Annotated in this window: 20 protein-coding genes; 8 read left to right on the top strand and 12 right to left on the bottom strand. The window is 64.4% G+C overall.

The genetic code is table 11. The features are described from left to right. Positions 1-111 precede the first annotated feature (111 nt). From MAFF_RS29325 to MAFF_RS29300, 6 genes are read right to left on the bottom strand one after another with little or no spacing between them, the layout of a single operon-like run. Positions 112-1,371 (bottom strand): ABC transporter substrate-binding protein, encoded by a 1,260-nt coding sequence (locus MAFF_RS29325; RefSeq protein WP_010914646.1) that lies wholly within the window; start codon positions 1,369-1,371, stop codon positions 112-114. Positions 1,372-1,419: 48 nt separating this feature from the next. Then, entirely contained in the window at positions 1,420-1,851 is a 432-nt protein-coding gene (locus MAFF_RS29320; protein ID WP_010914645.1) for a hypothetical protein, read from the bottom strand. Beyond that, positions 1,848-2,903 (bottom strand): aldo/keto reductase, encoded by a 1,056-nt coding sequence (locus tag MAFF_RS29315; protein ID WP_010914644.1) that lies wholly within the window; start codon positions 2,901-2,903, stop codon positions 1,848-1,850. Before MAFF_RS29315 ends, MAFF_RS29320 begins: the two co-directional genes overlap by 4 nt. Further along, a complete protein-coding gene (locus MAFF_RS29310) occupies positions 2,900-3,253 on the bottom strand; it encodes a TIGR04076 family protein (RefSeq protein WP_010914643.1) in 354 nt (117 codons plus the stop codon). The genes MAFF_RS29315 and MAFF_RS29310 overlap by 4 nt, the downstream gene beginning before the upstream one ends. Before the next feature lies 1 nt (position 3,254). Beyond that, a complete protein-coding gene (locus MAFF_RS29305; protein ID WP_010914642.1) occupies positions 3,255-3,743 on the bottom strand; it encodes a DUF3830 family protein in 489 nt (162 codons plus the stop codon). Then, complete coding sequence (locus MAFF_RS29300) at positions 3,740-4,474, bottom strand: GntR family transcriptional regulator (protein ID WP_080512122.1); 735 nt, start codon at positions 4,472-4,474, stop codon at positions 3,740-3,742. The genes MAFF_RS29305 and MAFF_RS29300 overlap by 4 nt, the downstream gene beginning before the upstream one ends. A 124-nt stretch (positions 4,475-4,598) precedes the next feature. On the opposite strand from MAFF_RS29300, the gene MAFF_RS29295 reads away from it, so the two are divergent. Genes MAFF_RS29295 through MAFF_RS29275 form a run of 5 tightly spaced genes read left to right on the top strand, consistent with a single transcriptional unit; the run spans position 4,599 to position 9,331 of the window. Beyond that, a complete protein-coding gene (locus MAFF_RS29295) occupies positions 4,599-5,399 on the top strand; it encodes an ABC transporter ATP-binding protein (RefSeq protein ID WP_010914640.1) in 801 nt (266 codons plus the stop codon). Continuing rightward, positions 5,396-6,145 carry a branched-chain amino acid ABC transporter ATP-binding protein gene (locus tag MAFF_RS29290; RefSeq protein WP_010914639.1) on the top strand — a complete coding sequence of 250 codons (750 nt, stop codon included), beginning with the start codon at positions 5,396-5,398 and terminating at the stop codon, positions 6,143-6,145. The genes MAFF_RS29295 and MAFF_RS29290 overlap by 4 nt, the downstream gene beginning before the upstream one ends. Then, a complete protein-coding gene (locus tag MAFF_RS29285) occupies positions 6,142-7,050 on the top strand; it encodes a branched-chain amino acid ABC transporter permease (protein ID WP_010914638.1) in 909 nt (302 codons plus the stop codon). Before MAFF_RS29290 ends, MAFF_RS29285 begins: the two co-directional genes overlap by 4 nt. Beyond that, positions 7,047-8,030: a branched-chain amino acid ABC transporter permease gene (locus tag MAFF_RS29280; RefSeq protein ID WP_010914637.1), complete on the top strand. Its 984-nt coding sequence runs from the start codon at positions 7,047-7,049 to the stop codon at positions 8,028-8,030. The genes MAFF_RS29285 and MAFF_RS29280 overlap by 4 nt, the downstream gene beginning before the upstream one ends. Next, entirely contained in the window at positions 8,027-9,331 is a 1,305-nt protein-coding gene (locus tag MAFF_RS29275) for an NAD(P)/FAD-dependent oxidoreductase (RefSeq protein WP_010914636.1), read from the top strand. The genes MAFF_RS29280 and MAFF_RS29275 overlap by 4 nt, the downstream gene beginning before the upstream one ends. 23 nt (positions 9,332-9,354) lie before the next feature. Here MAFF_RS29275 and MAFF_RS29270 read toward each other — a convergent pair whose 3' ends face one another. Genes MAFF_RS29270 through MAFF_RS29255 form a run of 4 tightly spaced genes read right to left on the bottom strand, consistent with a single transcriptional unit; the run spans position 9,355 to position 13,688 of the window. After that, positions 9,355-10,011: a GntR family transcriptional regulator gene (locus tag MAFF_RS29270; protein WP_010914635.1), complete on the bottom strand. Its 657-nt coding sequence runs from the start codon at positions 10,009-10,011 to the stop codon at positions 9,355-9,357. 9 nt (positions 10,012-10,020) lie between these two features. Continuing rightward, entirely contained in the window at positions 10,021-11,331 is a 1,311-nt protein-coding gene (locus MAFF_RS29265) for an aspartate aminotransferase family protein (RefSeq protein WP_010914634.1), read from the bottom strand. Beyond that, a complete protein-coding gene (locus tag MAFF_RS29260) occupies positions 11,332-12,390 on the bottom strand; it encodes a phosphotransferase (RefSeq protein WP_044549604.1) in 1,059 nt (352 codons plus the stop codon). It abuts the gene before it with no gap. Next, positions 12,387-13,688, bottom strand: a complete 1,302-nt coding sequence (locus tag MAFF_RS29255; RefSeq protein WP_010914632.1) for an ArgE/DapE family deacylase — start codon at positions 13,686-13,688, stop codon at positions 12,387-12,389. The genes MAFF_RS29260 and MAFF_RS29255 overlap by 4 nt, the downstream gene beginning before the upstream one ends. A 177-nt stretch (positions 13,689-13,865) precedes the next feature. Between MAFF_RS29255 and MAFF_RS29250 the strand changes: the two genes are divergently transcribed. Further along, entirely contained in the window at positions 13,866-14,513 is a 648-nt protein-coding gene (locus tag MAFF_RS29250) for a GNAT family N-acetyltransferase (RefSeq protein ID WP_167316199.1), read from the top strand. A gap of 36 nt (positions 14,514-14,549) precedes the next feature. Here MAFF_RS29250 and MAFF_RS29245 read toward each other — a convergent pair whose 3' ends face one another. Together MAFF_RS29245 and MAFF_RS29240 are read right to left on the bottom strand one after the other, a co-directional pair. Next, positions 14,550-16,196: an acetolactate synthase large subunit gene (locus MAFF_RS29245; protein ID WP_010914630.1), complete on the bottom strand. Its 1,647-nt coding sequence runs from the start codon at positions 16,194-16,196 to the stop codon at positions 14,550-14,552. Positions 16,197-16,291: 95 nt separating this feature from the next. After that, positions 16,292-17,194, bottom strand: a complete 903-nt coding sequence (locus MAFF_RS29240; protein WP_010914629.1) for a LysR family transcriptional regulator — start codon at positions 17,192-17,194, stop codon at positions 16,292-16,294. A 102-nt stretch (positions 17,195-17,296) separates the two neighbouring features. On the opposite strand from MAFF_RS29240, the gene MAFF_RS29235 reads away from it, so the two are divergent. Beyond that, positions 17,297-18,286, top strand: a complete 990-nt coding sequence (locus tag MAFF_RS29235; protein ID WP_010914628.1) for a zinc-dependent alcohol dehydrogenase family protein — start codon at positions 17,297-17,299, stop codon at positions 18,284-18,286. Between the two features lie 197 nt (positions 18,287-18,483). Then, positions 18,484-18,771, top strand: coding sequence for a zf-TFIIB domain-containing protein (locus tag MAFF_RS29230; protein WP_010914627.1), 288 nt, complete (start codon positions 18,484-18,486; stop codon positions 18,769-18,771). The last annotated feature ends 18 nt before the right edge of the window (positions 18,772-18,789 follow it).

Raw genomic sequence — 18,789 nt, 5'->3', positions numbered from 1 at the left:
CCGGCCGATCCTATTCGGGATCGCCTGCCGCGCAAGCGATATCGCCTGCCGTGAGCGACACCGGCGTCAATCACGGCAAGACGCGATTGATGCCGGCGCCACTGTGTCTGCTTACTGAAGCTTGGCCTGCAGCGCGTTGACGTCGTCGGTGGTCATTTCGCCATCGGTGGTCACCTTGCCGTCGATGATCTTCCACAGCCTGAACGGACCGGTGATGTCGCCGAATTTGTCGAAGGCGACCGGGCCGATGACGCCTTCGTAGCGGATCGGCTTGCCGTCCTTGATCAGGCCAAGCGCCTTGGCGAACTCCTCCTTGCCGGCGAAGATCGGTGTGCCGGCCGGGTCGACTGCCTTGTACATGGCGTCCTTGATCTTGGCCGGATCCTCGGAGCCGGCGATGGCGATGGCCAGCCCGACGATGGCGCCGGCATCATAGGAACGGTCGGCCGCCGGATTGGAGGGTTCGATGCCGGAGAATGCCTTGTAGTTCTTGGTGAAATACTCGGTCGATGCGGTCGGGCTGGTTCCCGACGACGTGCCATAGGCGTCCTTCAGATAGTCGGCGCCGACGGACTCGATGAAGTCAGGGCTGTTCATGCCGTCATTGAGCAGGAATTTCTGCACGCCGCCTTGCGAAATCCAGGTGCGGGCAACGGTCGCGCCGTCGACCGGGGTGCTGACGAGATAGAGGCCGTCCGGCTCGCCGGCCATCGCCGCCGTGACTTCCGAGGCATAGCTCGACTGCTTCTCGTTGTAAGGCGTGTCGGAGACGATGGTGCCGCCGAGCGCTTTGTAGGCGCGCGAGAATTCGGCCACCATGTTGACGCCGAAATCGTTATTGACGTGGATGATCGACAGCCTCTTGAAGCCCTTGTCGATGGCGTATTTGGCGGCGGCCACACCTTGCAGCGCATCGGACGTGATGGTGCGGAAGAAGATGCCGTTGGTCTTGCCGTCGCGGCCGAGCGCGGTCAGCGTCGGCGAAGAGGATGCCGGCGAGACCTGGACGATCTTGGCAGGTGCTGTGACAGAGGTCAGGATCGGGATCGACACCGACGAGATGATGCCGCCGATGATGACCGGCACCTTCTTGACCTGCACCAGCTGGGTCGCGGCGTCGACGGCGATGTTGCCCTGGCTCTGGCTGTCGCGCGTATCGGTCACCAGATCGCAGCCGCGCACGCCGCCGGCCTCGTTGATGTCGCGAAAAGCCATTTCGACCGACTTGGCGCCGGCCTGGCCATATTCGCCGGCCGGACCGGTCAGTTCCATGACGAGGCCGACGGTGATCTTGCAGTCGGCGGCCTGCGCGGCGCCCGCCATCGTGACGAGAGCAAGCGCGGTGGTGAGTTGGAGTATCGTCTTTCTCATTGTTGTTCCCCTTTCGTTACTCGCACTAAATTGATCTCTGGAGCCTGTTCAGCGTTCCGGCACCTGCAGCCAGGTTTCATGCAGGTGTCGCCATTCGACGCCGTTGGGCGCCGATGAACTGGTGGTGAAGACGGCGCTCGACTGACGGCGGCTGTGCTTGCCCGCGCGCAACTGCGCCTCGACGTAAAGGACGACGATGGTGTCCTCGGTTTGCCAACCGGGCCTGATATCCTCGATCGAAATGGCAAACCCGTCGTCGCATGTGGCGCGGCTTGAGCGGACATGATCGATCACAGCGTCACGGTCGAGGATCTGGCCGCTCGGTGCGATCATGGTCAAGCCTTCGCCCATGACGCCTTCGAAGCGCGTGAAGTCCACCGTGTCGGCTCGCGCGGCGACGAACCAGTCGACGAAGAAGCGATGCAGGCCGATAACCTCGGCGCTGGCCTGCGAAAACAGCGCCGGGTTGCTGGCGTTCATGTGCGGCCTGCGTTCAAATTGTAATGCATGATCGAGCCGTGGCGGCCGTGACGGTCGCGCTCCAGCGTGTAGACGTCGCCAAGGGGACCTTGGCTTTGCGCGATCACAGCCGCTATCTTCGCCCGGTCATCGGCGTCGAGCGCGACGTCCATGATGCGAGCATTTGCGAGCGCATGCGCCTGGTTGCGGGCGCCGACGATGACGGCAGCGACACGCGGCTGCTTCAGCACCCAGGCGCTGGCGATGGTGGCGATGTCGACGCCGTGGCGGTCGCCGACGGCCTTCAATGCCTGGAGCAGCTGCTGGAACAGGTCCCAGCCGCCGAAATCATCGATGATCAGCTTGTATTTGACCAGCGAGCGGTTTTCGAGCGGCGTGGCGGGTTCGGCGACCCCAAGCCATTTGTCGCTGAGGAAGCCGCCGGCCACCGAACCATAGCAGAGGAAGCTGACGCCATTTTTCGCGGCAAGCTCGGCGAGGCTGTGTGCCGGCCGCTGATCGAGCACTGAATACTGCAGTTGCTGGCTGACCAGCGGAATGCCGGCGGCGAGGATTTCGGCCAGCCGCGGCGTGTCGAAATTGGTGGTGCCGAGATTGCGCACCTTGCCCTCGCGCCGAAGCTCGTCGAGCCAGCCCATCGCCTCGACATAGCGAGGCTGGTCATAGTCCCACCAGTGGAACTGCACGAGATCGAGCCGCTCGGTCTTCAGCCTGCGCAGCGACTGCTCGACGATGCCCCTGATATAGTCGCGGCTGATCGTGGCCAGCCGTTCGAGGTCGGGTACCAGCTTGGTGTGCACTTTCATTTTCGCGGCAACGTCGAGGCCACGTTCGCTGGCCAGGCGCAGGCGCGCGGCGCCGATCAGTTCCTCGACGCCGGTGTAGATGTCGGCGCAATCATAGGTCCAGATGCCGGCATCGAAAGTGGCGATCAGATCGGTCACCGCTTGGCTGCGGTCGATGGCGCCATGGCCGCCGGCAAGCTGCCAGCCGCCGCGAATGACGCGCGAAATGGTGTAGCCGGGGCCGAGTTCGAAAGTCTTGGCAGTCATCCCTTGTCATTCTCCTTCGGCAGCGGCACGGCCGTGGTCTGCGCATGGCTGAACCGCCGTTTGCCGGTCCTGACGATCCTGAGCCGGCTGGCGCAATTGGGATCGGGACAGGCGATCTCGGCGTCAGAGGTCATCCAGTCATTGGCGTCGGTCGGGCGCTGCTTTGCCGCCAACAACGGCAGCACGGCGGCGAGCGAATAGATCGAAAAGCCCTGCCCTGCCGGCAGCGACAGCATCTCGCCCTTGAGCTCGAAATAATCACCCGCCTTGGCGCCGCAATAGATCGGCTTGCCCTCGGGGATGACCGCCTCGACGCGAAGGTCGAAGAGCTCGAAACTGTCGTCGGCCATGTCAGGCCTCCACCAGGCTGAAGGTGATGTCGCAGGCGCCGTTGCGGCGGATGACGCCACAGGCGGCAGCGAACTGCTCACGCTCCTGCGGCAGCACCTGCGCCACCACGCTGCCGGCCAGCCAGCCGATCGGGAACAGAAGCCGCGCGCCCTGCCCGTAATAGAGGCCGATGTCGAAAATGGCATTGGGGTTGCCACCCCACATGCGCGGCGGCACGTAGGACAGCACAATGTCGCCGGGCTGCGGCGTCAGCGTCGCGTTCTCCGCCGGCAATGGCCTGGCATAGGACTGGCCATCGAGATCAGCTGATGGAACCGGGCAGGAAATCTCAGGTCCCGTCCACATGGCATGGATGCCGGGGACCACGCGTGGGGCGGTGAGATACGCCAAAAGGAAAGCCACGTTTTCCGGCGCCTTTTCGGGCAGCAGCAGCGCCGTCACGGAAAGCTTCGAGCTCGGTTCGGTGATCCTGATAGCCGGCTTGTTCATGTGTGGTCTTTCGCGGCGGCGGATTGAAGCTTGTCGCGCAGGAAGGCAAAAGGCCGGCTGATATCGGCCACCAGCGCCTCGCGCGCCGCTTGCGCATCCTGCTTGGCCAGCGCCGCGACGATGCGACGGTGATAGTGCGCGGTGTCGACCTCGCCGGCATCGGAAAAGGCATAGATGGCGACGCGGATGCAGGGACCCGATTGCAGCCACAGGCTTTCGATCATCGGGATCAGCACGGCCGAACCGCAGCAGCGGTAGATCTCGAAATGGAAGCTCTGGTTGAGCGTCGCTTCGCGGTCGATATCCTTCTTGTGCTTCAGCGCCCGCATCTCATCCCACTCGCCAAGCATAGCTTCAATCGAAGCGATCTGGCGCGGGTTCATGCGCGTGGCGGCAAGCGCGATCGCTTCGCCTTCGATGAGTGAGCGGGCACGCAAGAGATCGTCGATACGTTCCAGCGTGATCGGCGGCACGCGCACCGAGCGGTTGGGCAGCGCCTCCAGCGCCTTTTCCGTGATCAGCCGGCCGAGCGCTTCACGCACGGGCATGGTCGAGGTGACCAGCGCATCGGCAAGGCCGCGGATGGTCAGCACCTGGTTCGGCTCGAACAGGCCGCCGATCAAGGCGCGGCGCAATTCGGAATAGACGCGATCCTGCACGGTCTCGCGGCCGACCGGCGTAAGCTGGGCTGCGATTGTTTCGTTGGTTCGCTCGATGGCAGCCTTCTGCATTCCCGGCTTTTGCCCCGTTTTCGGCTTGCGGATGAAATTAAAGCCGAATAGCGTGATCAAAGCAAGTGTGATCACAAATCAAAAATCAGGAGACGGCGATGATCGTCTTCGGCCAGAGGGTTTGATGAGCGAGGCAACCGAACGGCAGGGGAAGGAGACCCGTGCGCCGGTTCTGACGGCGAGACATGTCGTCAGGCGGTTCGGCGGCCTTGTCGCCGTCAACGATGTCTCGTTTGACGTCAAAGCAGGCGAAATCCTCGGCCTGATCGGGCCGAACGGCGCCGGCAAGACGACCATGTTCGACCTGCTGGCCGGCAGTATTCTGCCTTCCAGCGGCGACATCCTTATCAACGGCGCGCCCGTCTCTGGCGAAGCCGCGCATCTGCGCATCGGCCGTGGCCTTGGCCGCACCTTCCAGATCCCGCGCCCGCTGCCCAATCTGACGCTGATCGAGAACATCATGCTGGCGGCACAGGGTCAGGCCGGCGAGACATTACTCGCCAACTTCGTCACGCCTTGGCGGGTGGCGGCACAGGAAAAAGCGGCCAGGGCAAAGGCGCTCGACCTTCTGGAACTGGTGACCCTCACCCATCTCGCGCATGAGCCGGCGCGCGTGCTATCCGGCGGCCAGCGCAAATTGCTCGAACTCGCCCGTGTTATGATGGCCGACCCGGCAATCATCCTGCTCGACGAGCCGGCGGCCGGCGTCAACGCGACGCTGCTCGAAGTCATTATCGATCGCATCCGCGACATCAATGCGCGCGGCATCACCTTCCTGCTGATCGAGCACAATATCGACATGGTGACGCGGCTCTGTCACCGCGTCCTGGTCATGGCGAGCGGCCAATTGCTCAGCGAAGGCACGGCGGAAGAGGTCGCCCGCGACCCGCGTGTCATCGAAGCCTATCTCGGAGGCACGGCATGAGCGAGACCGTCCTCGATGTGCGCGATCTCGAGGCCGGCTACGAGCCTGGCGTGCCGATCGTGCGCGGCGCCTCGATCACCGTCGGCAAAGGCGAGATCGTCGTCGTCCTCGGCCCCAACGGCGCCGGCAAATCGAGCTTCATCAAAGCGATCGCCGGCCTCGTCCCGATCACCGGCGGCACGGTGTTTCTGGACGGCAAGGACATAACCGCAGCACCGGCCCACACCATGGTGCGGCTTGGCTTGGCCTTCGTGCCGCAGACCGAAAATATCTTTCCGCTGATGTCGGTCGAGGACAATCTGAGAGTCGCCTGCGGCATCCTCGAGCGGCGTGAAATCCCTGCGCGTATCGACGAGATGTATGCGGCATTCCCGGATCTCGTGCGCCAGCGCCGCACCGCCGCCGGCAATCTGTCGGGCGGACAGCGACAAATGCTTGCGGTCGCCCGCGCCCTGATCGTGCATCCCAAGGTGCTGGTGCTCGACGAACCGTCGGCCGGCCTGTCGCCGAAATTCGTGTCGATGGTGTTCGAAATGCTGGCCGGCATCCGCAAGTCCGGCGTCACCATCCTCCTGGTCGAACAGAACGCCAAGGCAGCACTGGCCATCGGTGACCGCGCCTATGTGCTGGTCGAGGGCAAGGACCGGCACGAGGGCGTCGCTTCCGAACTGTGGAACGATCCTGTGGTCGCCGAACTCTATCTCGGCCAACGCCCTTCCCGCGCCAGCAAGGGAGGCGCGGCATGAGCCTGCAATTTGTCGTCGATGGATTGCTGACGGGTTCGATGATCGGCCTTGGCGCCATTGGCGTGACGCTGACCTATTCGATCCTGCGCTTCTCGAATTTTGCCCATGGCGACTTCATGGCCTGGGGCACCTATGCGACGCTCGCCGTCGTCAGCGCCATTGGTGCCACCTTCGGCAAGGTAGCACCCATCGCGCCGCTGTCCTTCGGCTGGCCGCTCCTGGTTGCGCTGGTCGTCGGCATGGCCTTCACCGCCTTGCTGGCCCTGCTGCTCGACAGAGTGCTGTTCTCGCGGCTGCGCTCCCAGGGCCAGGCGATTATCGTGGTGATGGCGAGCTTCGGTGCCTCGATGGCGTTGAGGAGCCTGCTCGAATTCACCTTCAGCTCGCGGCCGACCTATTTCAGCCGGGCGATCCAGATTGCCATGCCGGTCGGCTTCGGCATCCGCGTCACCCCCGACCAGATCGCGCTTCTGCTGCTGACCACGGTGCTGGTGCTCGGCGTGCATCTGTTGATGACGCGCACGCAGACCGGCCGCGCCATGCAGGCGCTCAGCCAGAACGCGGCGCTGGCCCGCATCGTCGGCATCGACGTCGCCAGCGTCGTGCGCGTCACCTGGATCATCGGCGGCGCGCTCGCCTGCGTCGCCGGCGTGATGATCGGCATCCTGGTGCAGATCCGTCCGTTCATGGGCTTCGACATGCTGCTGCCGATGTTCGCCGCCGCCATCCTCGGCGGCATCGGCAGCATTCCGGGTGCGGTGCTCGGCGGGCTGATCATCGGGCTCGCCGAGGCCGGCGCGGTGCAGCTGATCGGCGCCGAATGGCGCGCCGCCGTCTCCTTCATCATCCTGATGGCGGTGCTGTTCGTGCGGCCGATCGGCCTTTTCGGAGTTCGGGAAAGATGATCGATCTCATCGGCTACGGCGCCTTCTTCCTGACCACCGCGCTGATCTTTTCGCTGGTCACGCTGGGGCTCAATCTGCAGTGGGGGCTGACCGGCCTGTTCAATGTCGGCCTCGCCGGCTTCGTCGCTATCGGCGCCTATACATCGGCTTTGCTGACGACACCGGACGATGCCGCGCGGCTGGGCGGCTTCGGCCTGCCGATCCTTGTCGGCTGGCTGGGCGCCATGGTCGTCGGCGGTATTGCCGCTGCCCTGACCGGCATGGCGACACTGCGGCTGAGATCCGACTATCTGGCGATCACCACATTCGGCGTCGCCGTCGTCGTGCAACTGGTCGCGCTCAATGCGCAGAAGCTGACCGGCGGGCCGTTCGGCATCGGCTTCATTCCGCGTCCCTTCGGCAGCCTTGCGGAGACGCCCCTGCTGTTCAACCTGTCCAACCTCGCCGTTGTCTGCGCGGTCACGCTGATCGCCTATCTCGCTCTGGAGCATCTGTCGCGCAGCCCCTGGGGACGCGTGCTGAAGGCCTTGCGCGAGGATGAGCGGGCGGCGATCTCGCTGGGCAAGAGCGCGCGCTTCTACCGCGTCCAGGCCTTTGCCGTCGGCGGCGCGATCATGGCACTCGCCGGCGCACTGCAGGCGCATTTCACCGGCTTCATCGCGCCGGATAATTATTTGCCGATCCTGACCTTCCAGGTCTGGGTGATGCTGATCGTCGGCGGCTCCGGCAGCAATTTCGGAGCCGTCATCGGCAGCATCCTGGTCTGGGGAATCTGGGCGGGGTCGGGCACATTGACCAGCGTGCTCTTCGCGCCCGAGCAGCAGGCGCGTGCGGCCTCGCTGCAGATCGTCGCCATCGGCGTGATGCTCTGCGTCATCCTGCTGATCCGGCCGAACGGGCTGTTCGGCGACAGGCCGCGTCGCCCACGCTTCGGCAAACGAGCAAAAGCGGCAGCGATCAAGAGCAGTTCCGGCTCATGACCGCTGCGATCGGGCAGGAAGCGCATGGCGCTTCGCTCTGGCACGCCGTCAGCCGCAACCGCCGGGAACGGCCTGCGCTGCAAGGCGGGCTGGATGTCGATCTGGCCATCGTCGGCGGCGGGTTTGCCGGCCTGTCGACCGCGCTGCACGCCGCTGAAAAAGGCATCTCCGTGGCTGTTCTCGAAGCCGAAATCATCGCCTGGGGCGCGACCGGCCGGAATGCCGGTTTCGTCGTGCCGAACTTCGCCAAGATGGACCCGGACAGCATCCTTGCGCATCTCGGCCCCGAGCGCGGCGAACGCCTGATCGACTTTGCCGCCGGCAGTGCAGACCTGGTCTTCGGCCTGATCAAACGGCACGGCATCGACTGCGACGCCGTGCAGAACGGATGGATCCAACCGGCACATTCGCCTGCCGCCCTCGAAAAGGTCAAATCGCGCGCCGCGCAATGGGCACGGCGTGGCCGGCCTGCGGTCACATTGGATCGGCAAGGCGTTGAGGCGCTGACCGGTGCACGCGGCTATGTCGGCGGGTGGATGGACCGCTCGGGTGGCGTACTCAATCCGGTCGCCTACGCGAACGGACTGGCCGATGCGGCGCAGAAGGCTGGCGCCAAAATCTTCGAGCGCACGCCGGTCACTTCGGTCGATCGCGTGGTCGATGGCTGGTCGCTGAAAACGCCATCGGGCTCGGTGCGTGCCGGCAAGGTGCTGATCGCCACCAACGCCTATGGCGGATCGCTCAATCCGCTGCTGCAACGAAGCTATTTTCCGCTGAAGATTTTCCAGATCGCGACAGAGCCTTTGCCGCGCGACGTGCGGACGCGTTTGCTTCCCGGCGGGCAAGGCGTGGGCGACACCAGGCGCAATCTCTTCACCTTCCGCTTCGATGCCGACAATCGGCTGATCAGCGGCGGCATGCATATTCTGAGCGCCGGCGCCGACACACGCGTGCCGCACACGATCTGGCGGCGGCTGGCCAGGCATCTCGACCTGCCGGACCTGCCGCCGCCTGCCTATGGCTGGTCAGGAATGGCCGCGGTCGAACCGGATTTCCTGCCGCACCTCCTGGATCTTGGACCGGGGCTGATCGCCGGCCGCGCCTGCAACGGGCGCGGCATCGCCATGACGACCGCGATGGGCAAGGTGCTGGCCGACTGGGCCACCGGAACCGAAGCCCGAGATTTGCCGCTGCCGTTCGCGCCGCCGGCTCCGGTCCCGTTCCATGCCTTGTTGCGGCACGCGCCCAACATGCTGCTTGGCTGGAGCATGCTGCGCGACCGGTTGGACGAGACGGCATAGGCCCCGACCCAGCCTGCCGTCGATCAGGTCGTCGTGCGAAGATTTTCTGAAAGAACCGCGGCCGCCACGGCGATGTCCTGCTCGAGGGAGACCCGGACAGCAGAGCCATCGCGCTGCTCCAACGCAGCGACAATCCTGCGATGCGCGTCGTTCGACTGCGGAATATAGCGGTCGGCCTGCATCAGCAGCTTGAGATAGGGCCCGACCCGGCCCCAGAGATCGCGGATCATGTTGAGCAGGATCGGCGCACCGGCGTGCTGGTAGATTGCGAAGTGGAAGGCCTCGTTCAGCGCATGATAGGCCCTGGCGTCGCCGGCCTCGATGGCGCGCTGCATGCCGGCGAGCGTCGCCTGTATCTCGACCAGCCCGCTTTCGTTTATCCGCGTGGCGGCCATCTCACCCGCCAACCCCTCGACGGCGATGCGGATGTGGGTCAGTTCCTCGAAGGCCGGCGCCGACAGCAGCGGCACAATGATCGAGCGATTGTTCTGCATCTCGAGCAGCCGCTCTGCCACCAGCCTTTGCAGCGCCTCACGGATCGGCGTCGTCGAGATGCCGAAGGTTTCGGCAAGCTTGCGGATGACCAGGGTCTGGCCTGGGTTGAAACCGCCTGAAATCAATTCCTGCTTGAGCGCGCCATAGGCGCGATCGTTGAGGGTTTGATGTTCGAGCTTCAGCATGCGTCCCGATCACCAGTTCGACAAAGCACGATCGAGCGTCTCGGCCAGTTGCTCGGCATTGTCCCTGGCAAAGGGCAGAGGCGGCCTGATCTTCAACACATTGCCGCGCGGACCGCAGGACGAGATCAGCACGCCGTCCTCGCGCATCGCTTCGACGACGGAAGACGTCTTGCTGGCCGCCAGCGCTTCGCCGCCGTCCGCTGTCAGTTCGACGCCGAAATAGAGACCGTTGTGCCTGACGTCACCGACCATGCCATGACGGCCCTGCAGCGCGCGCAGCAGGTCAGCCGTATAGGCGCCTACATTGCGCGCGTTCTCGATCAGCCCCTCGCCTTCGATCACGTCCAGCACCGCGATGCCGACGGCGGCCGCGACCGGATTGCCGCCGAAGGTGTTGAAATAACCGGTGTTGGAGCCGAAGGACGAGACAAGCCGCGGCCGCACCAGTACCGCACCCATCGGATGGCCGTCGCCGATCGGCTTGCCCATGGTGACGATGTCGGGCTCGAGGCCATAGTTGGCAAAACCCCACATGCCCTGGCCAAGGCGGCCGAAGCCGGACTGGACCTCATCGGCGATGACGATGCCGCCGGCCTTCCTAACGTGATCCCCCGCCTCGCGCATGACAGCCGCGTCGGGGAAGAAAATGCCGTCGCTGGAAAAGGCCGAGTCGAGCAGCAGCGCCGCCGGGCGGATATTCTGCGCTCGCATGTCCTCGATGGCGGCGGCGACATTCTTGGCGAAGTCCTTCGCGGCGCGACCGTGGTCGCGGAACGTGTCCGGCGCGGCCACGGTCCGGTGGTGCACGGGCACGCCCTTCGCGCCGACCGCCGCTGGCGACAGCTGCGCGGTCGCGATCGTGGCGCCGTGATAGGCGAAATCGGTGATGATGACGCCGGTACCGCCGCTCGAGTGCTGGGCGATGCGGATGGCGAGGTCGTTGGCCTCGCTGCCGGTGCAGGTGAACATGGCATGGCCGAGATGGGAGGGAACCGTGCCGAGCAGTTTTTCCGCATAATCGAGGATGATCTCGCTCAAATAGCGGGTATGGGTGTTGAGAGTAGCGGCCTGTCCCGACAGCGCCTCGACGACGCGCGGATGGCAGTGCCCGACCGAGGCGACGTTGTTGTAGGCGTCGAGAAATTTGCGGCCTGTCGCATCGTAGAGCCAGACGCCGCTGCCGCGCACCAGATGGATCGGGTTGCGGTAGAAGGCGCGATAGGTCGGCCCAAGCAGCCTTGCGCGGCGTTCGAGCAGGGCCTGCTCGGATGCCGTCGAGTCGGCATTTGCTTGATATGGCGAAGACTGGGACACGTGCATCTACTCCGGATTGGAATGATCGAGAAAATAACGGCGGGCCTCATCGGATGACAGCCCGTTGAGCCGTTCGAGCGAGGTCCAGACCTCGGCGATGAGGCGCAGCACATAGTCGCGCTTGGCTGGAAACCGTTCCGCCTGCCAGCTGGCGATGTTGGCGATGAGCGCGAGACGAGCACGGATCAGATCGAAAAGGATGCCGATCTCTTCGGCCTCGAGCGGCTGCACGGATTGATAGCCGGCGACGAAGCGCGCGGCCGGCGCCAGCGGATGACCTTCAGCCGGCCAGCGGTAGACGGCGCCGATGGCGAGGTCGCAGATCAGCGGCGAATGGATCATGTCGCCGAAATCGAGAATGCCGCTGACCACCTCCGGCCGCTCGGCGTCCATCACCACATTGTAGGAGTTCATGTCGTTGTGGACGATCTGGGCGCGCAGGCTGGGAATGACCGGCGCCGCACGCGCCTCGAAGGCTTCGATGACGCGTTCGACCATGGCCCGATGACGGGAATCGGCGATATAAGCCAGCATCGGCCGCGTCTTGGCGACCTTGCGGATGTCCCAGAGCAGGTCGCTGCCGGCGGCCGGATGGAAGAAGCCGCGCAGCGCCCGGCCAAGCCGGGCAAGGAAAATGCCGAGATTGCGATCCTGCGCCGCCGACGTGGGGCAGCGCGACAGCAACTGGCCGGGCAGATAGGTGACCAGCCGGATGATGCGCGGCGCCGATCCGCCGACGCTGACCGTGAACTGCGCGTCGCCCTCAAGGCTCTTGCGCACCGAAGGAACCGGCAAGGTCGGGTCGACAGCAAGGATGTGGTCGAGCGCCTTGTTCTGGAAATCGGTGAAGCCGGCCTCCTCCGCCGGATGGGAAACCTTGAGGACGAACTCGCCCTCGCCGTCGGTATGGATGTGGAAATTGTGGTCGCGTTCGCCCGGCAACGGACGCGCGCTGCCGGTGAGGCCGTAGTGCCGGCGCAAGATGGCAAGCGCATCGGCGATCGAAACGTCAGGCGCATCCTGGGCCAGCGTTTCGCCAAAAGCGTCAGGCACAGCCGCATTCATGAGCTCATCTCCGGATCGATCGGCTCGAGACCACACCAGTCGGCGATGAACAGCGCTATGGTCTGGGTGACCTTGCGCACCGAGTCCAGATCGACGGCCTCGTCATAGCCATGCGGCATGCGGCAGATCGGGCCATAGACGATCGCCGGTGTGTCGGCATAGAGGCCGAAGAAGCGCGCATCCGTGGTCGCCGAGGTGACATGCTCCGTCAGCGGCTCGCCCCACACGGCGGTATGGCCGCGGCGCAGCACGGCTTCCATCTCGTCGGCACCCTCCAAAACATAGCCCTCGGCCATGAAATCGATATAGCTCATCTTGGGCGGGCGATTGGCAAGGAACGGGTCGGCGCGGGCCGCATCGGCGATGCAGGTTTCGAGCTCGGCCCTGGCATCCTCGAGCTTCTGCCCGGGATAGGTGGCGACCCGCATCTCGAAGACACAGCGCGCCGGAACGCTCGATGTCCATTCACCGCCTTCGATCTTGCCGAGGTTGAAGCGGATCGGGTGCGGGTGATCGCAGAAATGCTTGTCGTCGACCTTGCGTGCATTCCAGACGATTTCGAGCTGTTTCAGCGCCTGGATGATGAGAAAGGCCTTTTCGATGGCATTGGCCCCGGCCGAGAAAGCGCCGGAGGCGTGCTGCGGATCGCCGTCGACCTCGACCCTGAACCAGATCGGCCCGACCTGCGCCCGCATCAAGCGCGGTTCCAAGGGCTCGGGAATGAAGGCGGCGTCGGCGCGATAGCCGCGTTGCAGGCAGGCCAGCGCGCCATTGCCGGTGCACTCCTCTTCGACCACCGACTGGAGGTAAACATTCGCGGCCGGCTGATAGCCGAGGCGGCGCAAGGCGGCGAGCGCGTAGAGACAGGCCGACAGGCCGGCCTTCATGTCGCCGGCGCCGCGGCCATGCATCCAGCCGTCTTCGATGGCCGGATCGTAGGGGTCGCGCACCCAGCGGTCGAGCGGCCCCGTCGGCACCACATCGATATGGCCGTTGAGGATCAGAGAACGGCCGGTGGCGTTTCTCGGCGTGTGGGTGGCAACGACATTGAAGGCATCGTCATAGGAGACCGCAACCGGTGAAAACCCAGGCAGGTTACGGATCGCGTCGACATCGACGCGCCACATGTCGACCGCGTAGCCATCGGCCTCATAAGCGGCCGCCATGAAGGATTGCGCGGCGTGTTCCTCGCCGCGCTGGGAAGGAAAGCGCACGAGGTCCGCCAGGAACGCGACTTGCCGCGCGAACCCGTCATCGACTGCGCGCAAAATGGCTTCGTCGGCAATTCGCTCAGGCATCATATTCCGCTTTCTCGTTAATGGTGTATCATATCTCATATGCCATTTCGTGGAAAGGCAAGGAGACAGGTCGGGCCAAAACGATGGCCCAACCCGGGAAGCTCTTGGCAGGCGAGCGCAGAGTTGGCATCAGCTTACTGCATGCCGGCGAAAATGCTTGGCAGAGATAGAGGACAGATGCTGGTCACCGAAGGCGCATTGCCGGACGAAGTCACCGACCTCTCGGCCGGCTACCGGCGCGTGCCGGCCGGCAAGATCGTCAACGCGGTGACATGGATGGAAGCGCGGGCGCCGGTACCAGGTCTCGCCCAGCCCCTGGCAATGACCCGGATCTCCAGGCCCGACAGCGCCGCCTACCGCGCGATCTTCCTCAAGATCGGCGCTCCCTGGCTGTGGGACCGCGCCGCCGAAATGTCGGATGCTGAAATATCAGCGCATTTCGCCGACCCGCGCCAGCATCTCTATTACGGCCATGATGAAGGCGGCGGCCATGTCGGCATGGTCGAATTCCGCATGGCCGACGACAACGAGATCGAGATCACCTATTTCGGCCTGTTTCCTTCCTTGACCGGCCGCGGCCTTGGCAGGCGGCTGATGGCCGGTGCGCTGGACAAGGCATGGCGCCTCGGCCCCCGCCGCATCTGGCTGCACACCAGCAGCATTGACCATCACAGCGTCATCGGTTTCTACCGGGCTTGCGGGTTTGAGCCCTATGCGGCGGGCTTCGAAATCACCGACGATCCCCGGATCAAGGGAACCCTGCCGCGCAACGCCGCCCCGCAAATCCCGTTGATCCAAACGGAATGGGTGCCCGGCGCCAGATGAAACCAAGAGGTCCTGACAGTGGCTTTGCCGCTGCCGTCAGGGCGTACGCGGCGCCGGCAGCCGCTCGCGTAATTCGTCGACAAGCACCCTGGTGTTTTCGGAATAGTCGATGGGCACGACGACGAGATGTACGCCGCCGCCGGTGAAGGCCCGTTCCAGCGCCGGCCGCAAATCGGCGATCTCCGTAACCCTGGTTCCCTTGGCGCCATAAGCCTCGGCGTATTTGACGAAATCCGGATTGCCGAAGGTCATGCCGAAATCCGGGAATTCGTCGACCGCCTGCTTCCAGCGGATCATGCCATAGGCATGGTCTTCCAGCAGCAGGATGACGAGGTTGAGCTTCAGCCTGACGGCGGTCTCCAGTTCCTGGCTGTTCATCATGAACCCACCGTCGCCGCAAATGGCCATCACGCGGCGCGTGGGAAAGAGCAGCGACGCCATCATCGCCGACGGCAGGCCGGCGCCCATCGTGGCCAGCGCATTGTCGAGTAGCAGCGTGTTTGCCATGCGCGTGCGGTAGTTGCGCGCGAACCAGATCTTGTACATGCCGTTGTCGAGGGCAAGGATCCCGTCCGCCGGCATCACAGCGCGCACGTCATGCACGATGCGCTGCGGCGTAAAGCGGTCTTCGGTGGCGCGCGCGGCGATCCGGCTCAGAATGTTTTCCCTGAGCGGCAGCAAGGCCTGCGCGTTGGGGATCTTGCCTTCGATACGGTCCGCCAGCAGCGCCAGCGACGGGCCGAGATCGCCGACGATCTCGGCCTGCGGGAAATAGACCTGCTCGACATCGGCCGAGTGGTAGCCGACATGGATGACCTTCGGCCCATTGGCGCCCATGATGAAGGGCGGTTTCTCCACCGTGTCGTGGCCGATCGTTATGATCAGATCGGCCTGTTCGATGGCCTCGTGCACATAGTCGCGCTCCGACAGCGCCGCTGTTCCCATGTAGAGTTCGGTGCCGCCAGGCACCGTGCCCTTGCCCATCTGCGTGGTGAAATAGGGTATTTGCGTGCGCAGCACGAACTGGGCGACATCGGGGGTCACGCGCGGCCGCGACGCCGCCGCGCCGAACATCAGCAGCGGATGTTTGGCCTCCATGATCATGCGGGCGGCGCGATCGAGCGCGCCCGGGCTGGCCAACGGCAGTTCGACCGGGTGTGTCGGCACCAGCGCCACCGGCTCGCATTCGGCCGCCGCAATGTCCTCCGGCAGTTCCAGATGGACGGGGCCGGGCCGCTCTTCCTGGGCAACGCGGAAGGCTTCGCGCACCAGCGAGGGGATCATCTTCGGCGAGACGATCTGGCGCGACAGCTTGGTCAGCGGCTTCATCGCCGCGACGATGTCGACGATCTGGAAACGCGCCTGCCGCGATGACAATATGCCCTTCTGACCGGTGATCATGATCATCGGCATCGCGCCGAGCAGCGCATAGGCCGCGCCGGTCGTCAGATTGAGCGCGCCGGGGCCAAGCGTGGTGATGCACACGCCTGCCTTGCCGGTGAGCCTGCCATAGGTGGCGGCCATGAAGGCGGCCGCCTGCTCGTGGCGGGTCAAGATCAACTGGATCGACGAGCGACGGATGGATTCGACGATGTCGAGATTCTCCTCGCCCGGAATGCCGAAGATCCGGTCGACCCCTTCATTCTCGAGGGCCGCGACGAACAGATCCGAACCTTTGGTCATGAACCGCCTCTCCTGCAATGCGCACATTCAGTCAGCCACCTTAATATGGCAGGGAAGGCGACGCCGCAAAGAGCGCAAGCCTGCTCTGTTTGCGATCAGCCCATCAGTTTCGGCAAAGCGGCCGCCAGCGCATCGACGGCGAGCCGCACCTTGAGCGGCAAATGTGGCGTCTGCAGCCAAAGGGCGTGGCAGTCGTAGGGATAGCGCGGCTGGCCCGGCACCAGTGCGACCAGCGCGCCGGCCTGGATGCGTTCGCGAACCAGCCAATAAGGTAGCCACGCCAACCCCATGCCGTCGACCGCTGCGTCGGCGATGGCATCGAGATCGTCGAGCCGCAGGCGACCGCTGGGGACGATCTCCTGCGCTGGCTGCCCTTCGCGCGCAAACAGCCAGGGTTGAACGACCTGGCCGAGCCGGCGGTAGACGATTGCCTGATGGTCGGCGAGGTCTTCGATCCGCCGTGGCTCACCGTGACGTCTGAGATAGGCGGGCGCGGCGCAGACGACCATACCCTGGCGCGCAACGCGGCGCGCGATCACGCCGGCCTTGTCCTCCAGGTCGCCGGTGCGGATGGCGAGGTCAAAGCCGTCTTCGGCGAGATCGGCGAAGCGGTCGCTGAGTGACAGGTCGAGTTCCAGCATCGGATAGTGCCGCGCCAGTTTCAGCAGCACGGGGGTGACGCAGTGGCGGCCGAAATGCGCCGGCATGGTCACGCGCAGTCTGCCTCTCGGTTCCGAGAACTGGTCGGCGGCGAGCGCCTCGGCCGCTTCCGCCTCGGCCAGCACGACCCGGCAGCGTTCGTAATAGGCGCGGCCGAAATCGGTCAGGCTCTGGCGGCGCGTGGTGCGGTTGATGAGGCGCACCCCCAGCCGATCTTCGAGAAAGCGGACATGCTTGCCAACCATCGGCCCGGACAGGTCGAGCGCGACCGCAGCAGCCGCGAACGAGCCAAGGTCGACCGCCTTGACGAACACGGCCATGCTCTCGAGCCTATCCATATTCGAAACCTCTGGTTTCTACTGCTTTATCCCTACGCCCATTTATCCATGAAGCCTTTGGCTGCATAGCTCATTCGGTTCAGATAATTTGGAGTAACCCGAATGGCTCGTATTGTCCGCTTCCACCAGCATGGCGGTCCCGAAGTCCTGGGCATCGAGGATATCGACCTTCCTCCACCGGCTCCAGGCGAGGTTCAAATCCGCGTCAAGGCGCTCGGCCTCAATCGCGCCGAGGCGCTGCTGCGCGCGGGCAGCTATATCGAGACTCCGCCCCTGCCCTCCGGACTTGGTCTCGAGGCGGCGGGGGTTGTCGAAACAGTCGGCGAAGGCGTGAAGGATTTCGTCCCGGGCGACGCTGTCAGCGTCATCCCGCCGCAATCGATGGTGTGCTGGCCGGCTTACGGCGAGGTGGTCGCCTATCCCGCCGGGCTCATCGTCAAGCACCCATCGTCGCTCGACTGGCAGACAGCGGCGGCTGTCTGGATGCAATATCTCACCGCCTATGGCGCCCTGATCGACATCGCCAGACTGAGCAGCGGAGACGCTGTCGTCATCACCGCGGCCTCAAGCAGCGTCGGGCTTGCCGCGATCCAGATCGCCAACAAAATTGGCGCGACAGCGATCGCGGTGACGCGAACGTCGGTAAAGAAACAGGCCTTGCTCGACGCCGGCGCGGCGCATGTTGTGGTCCTGGCCGAGGAGGATCTCGCTGCACGGCTGAGCGAGATCGCGGGACCGCAAGCCGTGCGCGTCGTGCTCGATGCAATCGGCGGCCCAATCTTCGAGCCGCTGACGGCGGCAATGTCAAAGGGCGGCATTCTCATCGAATATGGCGGGTTGAGCGTCGAGCCGACGCCGTTCCCTCTGGCTGCCGTCTTGGGAAAGACGCTGACGCTGCGTGGTTATCTCGTGCACGAGATCACCGGCAACCCAGAGAAGCTGGAGGCCGCCAAGGCGTTTATCCTCGAAGGCCTGGAAACCGGAACGCTGAGGCCGATCATCGACAGGACCTTTGCGCTCGACCAGATCGTCGAGGCGCACCGGTACCTCGAATCGAACGAGCAGTTCGGCAAGATCGTTGTGACGGTCTGAGCAAGGGCAAGGCTGAACAAATCATTCCTGCCGGCAATATCGCCCTTGAAGGCCCGGCTCCGCATTCCTAACTGTCTGGTGCGGGCCGGGCCCCTCTGACGATCGCTTCTGGTGATTGTGATGTCGGACCGCTTTAACGGGCCCGTTTCCACCTTTTTCGGTCAAGCGGGCTCAATCCTTTCGGTTTGGAGCCCCGTATGACATCTTCCCTCCTTGGTTTGGTTTGCCCCTCCTGCCGCGTCGCGCTCGTGATGAGCGAACGCCAGGGTATCGAGATCGACTATTGTCCGCAGTGCCGTGGCGTCTGGCTTGATCGAGGCGAACTCGACAAGATCATCGAGCGTTCCGGCAGGGAGGCGTCGCCCGCGCCGCAGCCGGCAGCCTTCTCCCAGCCGCAACACGGCCGCGATGACGATTATTTGCGCTCGCAGGGCCACCGCTATCCCAAGCGGAAGAAATCCTTCTTCGAGGAATTGTTCGATTGACGCCCGGCGCCTGCTGAA

Source organism: Mesorhizobium japonicum MAFF 303099, from assembly GCF_000009625.1.
GTDB classification, from domain to species: domain Bacteria; phylum Pseudomonadota; class Alphaproteobacteria; order Rhizobiales; family Rhizobiaceae; genus Mesorhizobium; species Mesorhizobium japonicum.
The sequence above is the reverse complement of the archived record's forward strand: the minus strand, read 5'-3'. Positions and strand labels throughout refer to the sequence as shown.

Coding starts and splice junctions, on each gene's coding strand:
- MAFF_RS29325 (WP_010914646.1), bottom strand. CDS start 1,371: ATGAGAAAGACGATACTCCAACTCACCACCGCGCTTGCTCTCGTCACG.
- MAFF_RS29320 (WP_010914645.1), bottom strand. CDS start 1,851: ATGAACGCCAGCAACCCGGCGCTGTTTTCGCAGGCCAGCGCCGAGGTT.
- MAFF_RS29315 (WP_010914644.1), bottom strand. CDS start 2,903: ATGACTGCCAAGACTTTCGAACTCGGCCCCGGCTACACCATTTCGCGC.
- MAFF_RS29310 (WP_010914643.1), bottom strand. CDS start 3,253: ATGGCCGACGACAGTTTCGAGCTCTTCGACCTTCGCGTCGAGGCGGTC.
- MAFF_RS29305 (WP_010914642.1), bottom strand. CDS start 3,743: ATGAACAAGCCGGCTATCAGGATCACCGAACCGAGCTCGAAGCTTTCC.
- MAFF_RS29300 (WP_080512122.1), bottom strand. CDS start 4,474: ATGCAGAAGGCTGCCATCGAGCGAACCAACGAAACAATCGCAGCCCAG.
- MAFF_RS29295 (WP_010914640.1), top strand. CDS start 4,599: ATGAGCGAGGCAACCGAACGGCAGGGGAAGGAGACCCGTGCGCCGGTT.
- MAFF_RS29290 (WP_010914639.1), top strand. CDS start 5,396: ATGAGCGAGACCGTCCTCGATGTGCGCGATCTCGAGGCCGGCTACGAG.
- MAFF_RS29285 (WP_010914638.1), top strand. CDS start 6,142: ATGAGCCTGCAATTTGTCGTCGATGGATTGCTGACGGGTTCGATGATC.
- MAFF_RS29280 (WP_010914637.1), top strand. CDS start 7,047: ATGATCGATCTCATCGGCTACGGCGCCTTCTTCCTGACCACCGCGCTG.
- MAFF_RS29275 (WP_010914636.1), top strand. CDS start 8,027: ATGACCGCTGCGATCGGGCAGGAAGCGCATGGCGCTTCGCTCTGGCAC.
- MAFF_RS29270 (WP_010914635.1), bottom strand. CDS start 10,011: ATGCTGAAGCTCGAACATCAAACCCTCAACGATCGCGCCTATGGCGCG.
- MAFF_RS29265 (WP_010914634.1), bottom strand. CDS start 11,331: ATGCACGTGTCCCAGTCTTCGCCATATCAAGCAAATGCCGACTCGACG.
- MAFF_RS29260 (WP_044549604.1), bottom strand. CDS start 12,390: ATGAATGCGGCTGTGCCTGACGCTTTTGGCGAAACGCTGGCCCAGGAT.
- MAFF_RS29255 (WP_010914632.1), bottom strand. CDS start 13,688: ATGCCTGAGCGAATTGCCGACGAAGCCATTTTGCGCGCAGTCGATGAC.
- MAFF_RS29250 (WP_167316199.1), top strand. CDS start 13,866: ATGCTGGTCACCGAAGGCGCATTGCCGGACGAAGTCACCGACCTCTCG.
- MAFF_RS29245 (WP_010914630.1), bottom strand. CDS start 16,196: ATGACCAAAGGTTCGGATCTGTTCGTCGCGGCCCTCGAGAATGAAGGG.
- MAFF_RS29240 (WP_010914629.1), bottom strand. CDS start 17,194: ATGGATAGGCTCGAGAGCATGGCCGTGTTCGTCAAGGCGGTCGACCTT.
- MAFF_RS29235 (WP_010914628.1), top strand. CDS start 17,297: ATGGCTCGTATTGTCCGCTTCCACCAGCATGGCGGTCCCGAAGTCCTG.
- MAFF_RS29230 (WP_010914627.1), top strand. CDS start 18,484: ATGACATCTTCCCTCCTTGGTTTGGTTTGCCCCTCCTGCCGCGTCGCG.